Here is a 7089-nt window from a genome sequence, read left to right as displayed (position 1 = left end):
TCTCGCTCTTCCCGGGGGGGGGGGGGGTGGGGCGGGGGGGGGGGGGGGCCCGCGCCCCCGGGGGGGGGGGGGGGGGGGGCCCCCCCCCCCCCCCACGGCCCGGAGCACAGCGAACGAGTCCTGAACGCGGCAACGTGTCCGAACGACGTGGAGAGGCCGGAACCCGGTGGAGAACCGTACATTTGCGACGCCTGGGTCCGGCACGGCCGGGGGCGCGGCGGTGTCCGTGGCGGTGCCGGAGCAGGGGCGCGGGGCGCCGCACGCCCCCGGGCGGAACCTGCGGGCACGACGCCGCAGGCCCGCCGTACTGGCGATGGCGGTGGCACTGATAGCCGCCGGCGGGCTGGGCGGCGCGGCGCTCTACAACAGCACCGGCCAGCGGGTCTCCGTGCTGGCACTGGCCCGTGACGTGCCGTTCGGACAGGTGGTCACCGACGCCGACCTGGTGGTGGCGCGGATCGCGACCGACCCGGCGCTGAAGCCGCTGGCCGCCGAGGACCGCAAGAACGCCGTCGGGAGGAGGGCCGCCACCGACCTCAGGCGCGGCGCGCTGCTGCTGAACGCGGACCTCGCCCAGACCCCGACGGTCCAGCCGGGCCAGCTGGTGGTCGGCGTGTCGGCCAAGCGCACCCAGCTGCCGGCGGCCCGCCTGCAGCCCGGTGTGCCGATCGTCGTCGTCTACACGCCCGACAGCGGGCGGCCGGAGTCGCTGCCCGCGGTCGTCGTCACGATCGGTCGGGTGGACACCGACGGCAGCCAGGTGGTGGACGTGGCGGTGGCCGCCGCCGACGCCACCCGGTTGGCCGCGTGGGTGGCGGCCGGGCGGATCCAGGTGGTGCTGGTGCCGCGCGGCGCGGCCGCCGGGGCACCGACACCCGGGGCACCGACACCGTCCGGTACGGGCGCCGCCCCGGGCACGGCCGCCGCCGCGGGTACGGCCGCGCCGACCGCCCCCGCGGCGGCGCCCGGGTCCGCCGCGCCGTCCGGGGCGGGTGGGGGCTGAGATGGCGGTGATCGCGGTGGTCGGTGGCCCGGGGGCGCCGGGTGCCACCACGACGGCCCTGGCGCTGCTGCTGGCCTGGCCGCTCGCGCCCGGGCGCCGGATCGTCCTGGTCGAGTGCGATCCGGACGGCGGCGCGGTCCTGGCCGGCGCCCTGGAGGGCCGGGTCGAGGCGGTCTACGGGCTGCGCAACCTGGCGGTCGCGGACCGGCGCGGGCTGCTCGCCCAGACGCTCTGGGAGCAGCTGATCGACCTGTCACCCGAGGGGAACGCCGAGCGGCTGCTGCTGCCCGGCCTGACCGACCCGACCCAGGCGCCCGGGCTCGCCTACACCTGGGAGCCGCTGATGGACGTGCTGCACGGGCTGGAACCGCAGGGCTACGACGTCATCCTGGACCTGGGGCGCTCCGGTGCCACCGGGACCAGCGCCGTCCTGGCCCGCCGGGCGGACGTGGTGGCGGTGACCGTCCGGACCACCCTGCGCGGGCTGAGCGCGGCCCGGCCGCGGCTGTCCGCGCTCGCCGAGGACCTCGCGGCCGCCGGTACCGGAGCCGACGCGCTGGGGCTGCTGCTGGTCGCCGAGGGGCCGTACTCGGGCGGGGAGGTCGCGCGCGAGTACGGGCTGCCGGTGCTCGGGCTGCTGCCGCACGCGGCGCGTACCGCGCGGGTGCTCTCGGACGGCGGGGACATCACCGACCGGCGGTTCATCCGTTCGGAGTTGATGCGCACCGCCCGGTCGGCGGCGGACGAGGCGCAGGCGCTGGTGCGCCGCCGTCGGCAGCGGCTGGCGCCCGCGGCGGCACCCGCCCAGGTCGGGCCGGCGCCCGCGCCGGAGGGATCGGCGTCCGGGTACCCGGCGCCGCCGCAGCCGTACGAGCCGGTGCCGCAGGCTCCGGTGATCACCACCGGTCCGGTGGCGCCGCTCGCCGGGCTGGCGCCGCAGCCGGCCGCGCCCGCGCCGTTCCCGGCGCACGTCCAGCCGCCGCCGGACGGGGCGTCGGCACCCTACGACGGCCCGCCACAGTACGGGCAGGCGGAGCAGGGGTACGGGCAGGTGCGGTACGAGACCTCGGCGCCGTACGAGACCTCGGCGCCGTACGAGACCTCGGCGCCGTACGAGACTTCGGCACCGTACGGCCAGGCACCCTACGTCCAGGCACCGTACGGAGGGGCGCCGCAGTACGGGCAGCCGCAGTACGGGCAGGCGGAGCCGCCGTACGGCGCCTCCCCGCAGTACGGGCAGGTCCGGCCCGAGCCGGCCGCGCCCCACAGCCAGTCGCAGCCGCCGGTGGGCCAGGGCCCGCAGCAGCCGCCCGCCGGTCAGGAGTCCCACGTGAGCTACGGGGAGGTGCTCCGTGCGCGGTAGCCCCCTGCACCAGCATCCGGCGGCCGACCCGGCCGCCCTGCCCTGGACGGCGCCCCCGCCGGCCCCCGGGCCGGTGGCCCCCGGCCCGGTCGGACCGGCCGCCCCCGGCGAACCCCGGCCGGGCGGGTACCAGGCCGGCGCCGCGACCCCCACCGCCGTTCCCTCCCCACTGCCCGCGCTCGACCTGCGCGGCGCGGGCACCCGGCCGGCCGTCGACCCGCAGGTGGCGCGCGAGCTGAAGCGCCAGGTGGCGGCGGAACTGCACCAGCAGATCACCCGGTTGACGGCGACCTCCGGCGTCGAGCCGGACCGCGCCACCCGCCGCCAGCGCGGTCGGGCCCTGATCGAGGAGGCGGTCGCCCGCTGGTCCGACGCGTACGCGCAGACCCACGGCATCCCGCCGACCCGCGACCAGGACCGCGCGCTCGCCGAGGCCGTCTTCGACCTGCTCTTCCGGGCGGGGCGGCTCCAGCCCTACCTGGACGACCCGGAGATCGAGAACATCCTGATCAACGGCTGCGACGACGTCTGGGTCTCCCGGGTGCACCAACCGCTGCGCCAGGTCCCGCCGGTGGCCGACTCCGACGCCGAGCTGATCGAGTTGCTCCAGGACCTCGCCCGCCAGCACGGCGGCGGCGAACGCAGTCTCTCCACCTCCAGCCCCACCCTCGCGCTCCGGCTGGAGGGCGGGATGCGCCTCCAGGCGCTCACCGAGGTGACCCCGCGCCCGTACGTGGCGATCCGCCGTCACCGGGTGGCCTCGGCGACGCTGCCCGAGATGGTCCAACTCGGCACCCTGGACCGTACGCTGGCCGCCTTCCTGGCCGCGGCGATCCGGGCCCGGAAGAACGTGATGATCACCGGCACCCAGGGCGTCGGCAAGACCAGCCTGCTGCGCGCGATGGCCGCCGAGATCCCGCCGGACGAGCGGATCGGCACCCTGGAGTCGGAGTTCGAGCTCTGGCTGCACACCCTCGGCCACCTGCGCCAGGTCGTCCCGATGGAGGCCCGGGAGGGCAACGGCGAGCGCGTCGAGGGCCGGCTGGCGGGCGAGTTGAGCATCGGCGACCTCATCCCCGCCGCGCTGCGGATGACGCTCTCCCGGATCATCGTCGGCGAGGTCCGCTCCGGCGAGGTCGTCCCGATGCTGCGCGTCATGACCAACGGCGAGGGCGGCTCGATGTGCACCCTGCACGCCCGCGGCCCGCACATGGTGGTCGACCGCATCGCCGAACTCTGCCTGGAGTACGGCTCGCACATGACCGACACGCTCGCCTACCGGCTCACCGCCAACGCCGTGGACCTCATCGTGCACGTCTCGATGGTCGACGAGACGGCCGTCGGCGGCCGGCGCCACCGGTTCGTCTCGCACGTCCTGGAGGTCGCCGGCCTCGGGGAGAGCGGCCGGCCCGCGCTGAACACCGTGTTCGGCCCGAGGCCCGAACTCGGCGAGCCGCGCGCCGTCCCGCACACCCCGCCGAACTGCCTGGACGACCTGCGCCGGGCCGGCTTCGACGCCACGCTGCTCGGCTCGCGGTACGGGAGCTGGAGCCAGCCGCTGCAGCTGCGGATCGGCGGTGGGGCGCGATGACGCTGCTCTTCGTCCTGTGCGGACTGCTGGTCACGGCCGGCCTGGTGACCCTGGTGGCCTGGGCCCTCGGCAGCGCGGACGACGGCGACCCGGCGGACGGCCGCTCCGCTCCCGGCTCGCTGGCCGCCCGCGGCCAGGAGTTCTGGTACGGCGCGCCCGGCTCCGCCTCCGCCCGGATGGTGCGACTGCGCCGGATCCAGCTGCCGGTCGCGCTGGTCGCCGCGCCACTGGGCTGGCTCTTCACCGGCATCCCGCTGACCGCGCTGCTGGTGCCGCTGATCGTCTTCGGCCTGCCCTGGCTCTTCGACACCACCCGCTCGGACACCCACCGGATCGAACGGCTGGAGGCGCTCTCCGAGTGGACCCAGCGCATCGCCGACGTGCTGCTGCTCGGTGTCGGCCTCAACCAGGCCATCGTCACCAGCCGCCGCACCGCGCCCGCCGCGCTGGAGGACGAGGTCGGCGAGCTGGCCGCCCGGCTGCAGGCCCGCTGGCGGCCGGAGGAGGCGTTGCGCGCCTTCGCCGACAGCCTCGCCGACGCCACCGCCGACAAGGTGCTCGCCGCGCTGCTGCTGCGCGCCGGCGACAGCGGCCCCGGTCTGGCCCGGGCGCTCTCGGACATGGCCGACTCGGTCCGCGAGGAGGTCCGCCAGCGCCGGGTGATCGAGGCCGACCGGGCCAAGCACCGCACCACCATCCGCTGGCTGGTCGGCATCATCGTGCTGGTCGTCGTGATCGGCTCGTTCAACACCGACTACACCAGGCCGTACAGCACCGCGCTGGGGCAGATCGTGCTCGCCGTGGTCGCCGCGCTCTTCGTGGCGGTCATCGCCTGGATGCGCGCGCTCGCCTCGCACCCGCCGGTACCGCGGCTGCTGGAGGTCGACCGGCGCAGCCGCAGCGGCGGCCGGCGACGCGGGAGCGCCACCGACCGCCCGGCCGAGGGCGAGGCCCAGGACACCGGCGACGACCAGCGACTCCTCGGGGAGGTCCGATGATCTCCCCCTGGTCCGTCCTGGCCGGCGCGGTCGCGGCCGGCGGCGTCGCCCTGCTGATCTCCGAACTCCGGCCCGCGCCACCCGACCTGAGCCAGGCCCTGGACCGGCTGCACCGCACGCCCGCCGACCGGGAGCCCGACCCGGACGAACGGCCGCGCTGGTACGACCGGATCGGCGAGCGCTCGATCGGGCTGCGCGGGGTGCGCGTCCCGCAGCGCGAGCTGTCGTTGATCGGCCGGGCCCCGGCCCGGTTCATGGCGCACAAGCTGCTGTTCGCCCTGATCGGCCTGGTGCTGCCGGCCTACCTGGCGGCGATGGCGGTGCTGCTGGACATGGGCCTGCCGTTCGCGCTGCCGCTGCTGCTCGGGCCGCTGCTCGCCGGGCTGCTCTGGTTCGTCCCGGACGCCATCGTGCGCGGCGAGGCCAAGGAGGCGCGGACCGAGTACCTGCACGGCATCGCCGCCTACCTGGAGCTGGTCGCGCTGGAGCGGGCCGCCGACCTCGGCCCCGCGGAGGCGCTGCGCCGGGCCGCCGCGGTCGGTCGCGGCCCGGTCTTCCGCCGGATCCGGGACGCCCTGGACCGGGCCGCGACCGACCGGCTGCCGCCCTGGGCGGGCCTGGACGCGCTCGCCGCCGAACTCGGGCTGACCCCGCTGCAGGACGTCGCCGACATCATGCGGCTCTCCGGTACCGACGGAGCCGCCGTCTACGACACCCTGCGCGCCCGGGCCAAGGGCCTGCGCGGCGAACTGCTCGCCGAGGACCTCGCCCGGGCCAACGCCGACAGCGAACGGATGGTCGCGCCCGGAGCGGCGCTGACCCTGCTGATGACCGCCCTGATCGTCTTCCCCGCGCTCCACCAGATGCTCGTCTGACACCCCCCGGTGCCCGCGAGCAGCTGACACCACACCACCTGACCCCCGGGAGTCCTCCGATGTCCGACCAGCTCAAGTCCCTGGCCGTACGGCTGATCCGGCCCACCCTGCTACCCGTCCAGTTCGCCCTGCTGCTCTTCCAGTTCCGGGTCGGCCGCCTCAAGGCCGCCCGGTCGCGCGGCGACCGGGGCGCGATCAGCATCGAACTCGCGCTGGCCATCATCGCGCTGGTCTTCGTCGCGGGTGCCGTAGCGGTGGCGCTGTACGCGCTGAAGGACAAGGTCGTGAAGAAGGTCGAGCAGGACCCGAACATGCCCGGCGGGGCCGCGGGCGGTGCGGCGACCCCGTGACGCACCGACCCCGTCGCCGGCGCGACCGGGGAGCGATCAGCCTGAGCCTGGCGATCGTCTTCCCGGTCGTCCTGCTGCTCGTCCTGATCGTCGTCCAGGGCTCGATGTGGTGGTACAACCGCCAGCTCGCGCTCACCGCCGCCCGCGAGGGCGTGGACGCCGGCCGCGTGCAGGGGAACCAGACCGACGAGGTGAAGGACGCCGCCGCCAAGCGGCAGGCCGAGGACTTCCTGCGACGGCAGGGCGGTCCCGGCTACCAGGTGCGGACGGACGGGAGCACGCCGGTGCTGATCCGGGTCACGGTGGAGCTCACCCCGCCGGTCCTGATCCCCGGCGTCACCCCGCCGACCATCACGCAGCACGCCGAGGCGCCCCGCGAGCGCTTCGTGCCGCCGAAGGCCGCGCCGTGAGGGGGACGGGGCGGCCGGTCCGGTGGGCGCGCCGGTACGCGCGCCGGCGGTCGACCCGGTCGGGGCGCGGGCGGGACGGCGGCGGGGTGGCGATCGAGGCGGCGATCGTCGCCCCGGGCGTCGTCGCGCTGATCCTGGTCGCCGTCGCCGCCGGCCGGGTGCAGACCGCGGCCGGCACGGTGGAGGCGGCGGCCCGCTCGGCCGCCCGGACCGCCTCGCTGGCCCGCAGCGTGGACGGGATGGACGAGGTGGTCCGCAGGACCGCCGCCGAGACGCTGCGCCAGCAGGGCGTCAGCTGCCGGGACAGCGGTACCGCGGTGAAGCACGGCGAACTGATCAGCCACGGGGCGCCGCTGGCGACCGTCGAGGTGACGGTCTGGTGCGAGGTGGGACTGAGCGACCTGCTGCCCGGGCCGGGCATGCCCGGGACGAAGCGGCTCGTAGGCCGGTTCGTCTCGGTGGTCGACCGGTACCGGGCCGGGTGAGCCGGCCGATGCCG

The 7089-nt window shown here is 76.4% G+C and carries 8 protein-coding genes; all 8 read left to right on the top strand.

Annotated features, from left to right (window positions below):
• Positions 1-313: 313 nt before the first annotated feature.
• Positions 314-1003, top strand: a complete 690-nt coding sequence (locus tag ACFXHB_RS01330) for an SAF domain-containing protein (RefSeq protein ID WP_380571229.1) — start codon at positions 314-316, stop codon at positions 1001-1003.
• A gap of 1 nt (position 1004) precedes the next feature.
• Positions 1005-2366, top strand: a complete 1362-nt coding sequence (locus ACFXHB_RS01325) for a hypothetical protein (RefSeq protein ID WP_380571227.1) — start codon at positions 1005-1007, stop codon at positions 2364-2366.
• Positions 2356-3957 carry a CpaF family protein gene (locus ACFXHB_RS01320; RefSeq protein WP_380571225.1) on the top strand — a complete coding sequence of 534 codons (1602 nt, stop codon included), beginning with the start codon at positions 2356-2358 and terminating at the stop codon, positions 3955-3957. The genes ACFXHB_RS01325 and ACFXHB_RS01320 overlap by 11 nt, the downstream gene beginning before the upstream one ends.
• Positions 3954-4955: a type II secretion system F family protein gene (locus ACFXHB_RS01315; protein WP_380571224.1), complete on the top strand. Its 1002-nt coding sequence runs from the start codon at positions 3954-3956 to the stop codon at positions 4953-4955. The genes ACFXHB_RS01320 and ACFXHB_RS01315 overlap by 4 nt, the downstream gene beginning before the upstream one ends.
• Positions 4952-5830: a hypothetical protein gene (locus ACFXHB_RS01310; protein ID WP_380571223.1), complete on the top strand. Its 879-nt coding sequence runs from the start codon at positions 4952-4954 to the stop codon at positions 5828-5830. Before ACFXHB_RS01315 ends, ACFXHB_RS01310 begins: the two co-directional genes overlap by 4 nt.
• A 59-nt stretch (positions 5831-5889) precedes the next feature.
• Positions 5890-6180, top strand: a complete 291-nt coding sequence (locus tag ACFXHB_RS01305) for a hypothetical protein (protein ID WP_380571222.1) — start codon at positions 5890-5892, stop codon at positions 6178-6180.
• The gene (locus ACFXHB_RS01300; RefSeq protein WP_380571221.1) at positions 6177-6590 is read left to right on the top strand and encodes a TadE/TadG family type IV pilus assembly protein; all 414 of its coding nucleotides are present in this window, start codon (positions 6177-6179) and stop codon (positions 6588-6590) included. Before ACFXHB_RS01305 ends, ACFXHB_RS01300 begins: the two co-directional genes overlap by 4 nt.
• Before the next feature lie 86 nt (positions 6591-6676).
• On the top strand, positions 6677-7075 hold the full coding sequence (locus ACFXHB_RS01295; protein ID WP_380571220.1) for a TadE/TadG family type IV pilus assembly protein: 399 nt from the start codon (positions 6677-6679) through the stop codon (positions 7073-7075).
• Positions 7076-7089 lie beyond the last annotated feature (14 nt).

Source organism: Kitasatospora sp. NPDC059327 (genome assembly GCF_042752535.1).
Taxonomy (GTDB): Bacteria; Actinomycetota; Actinomycetes; order Streptomycetales; family Streptomycetaceae; genus Kitasatospora.
This window is presented reverse-complemented; position numbering and strand designations above follow the sequence as displayed.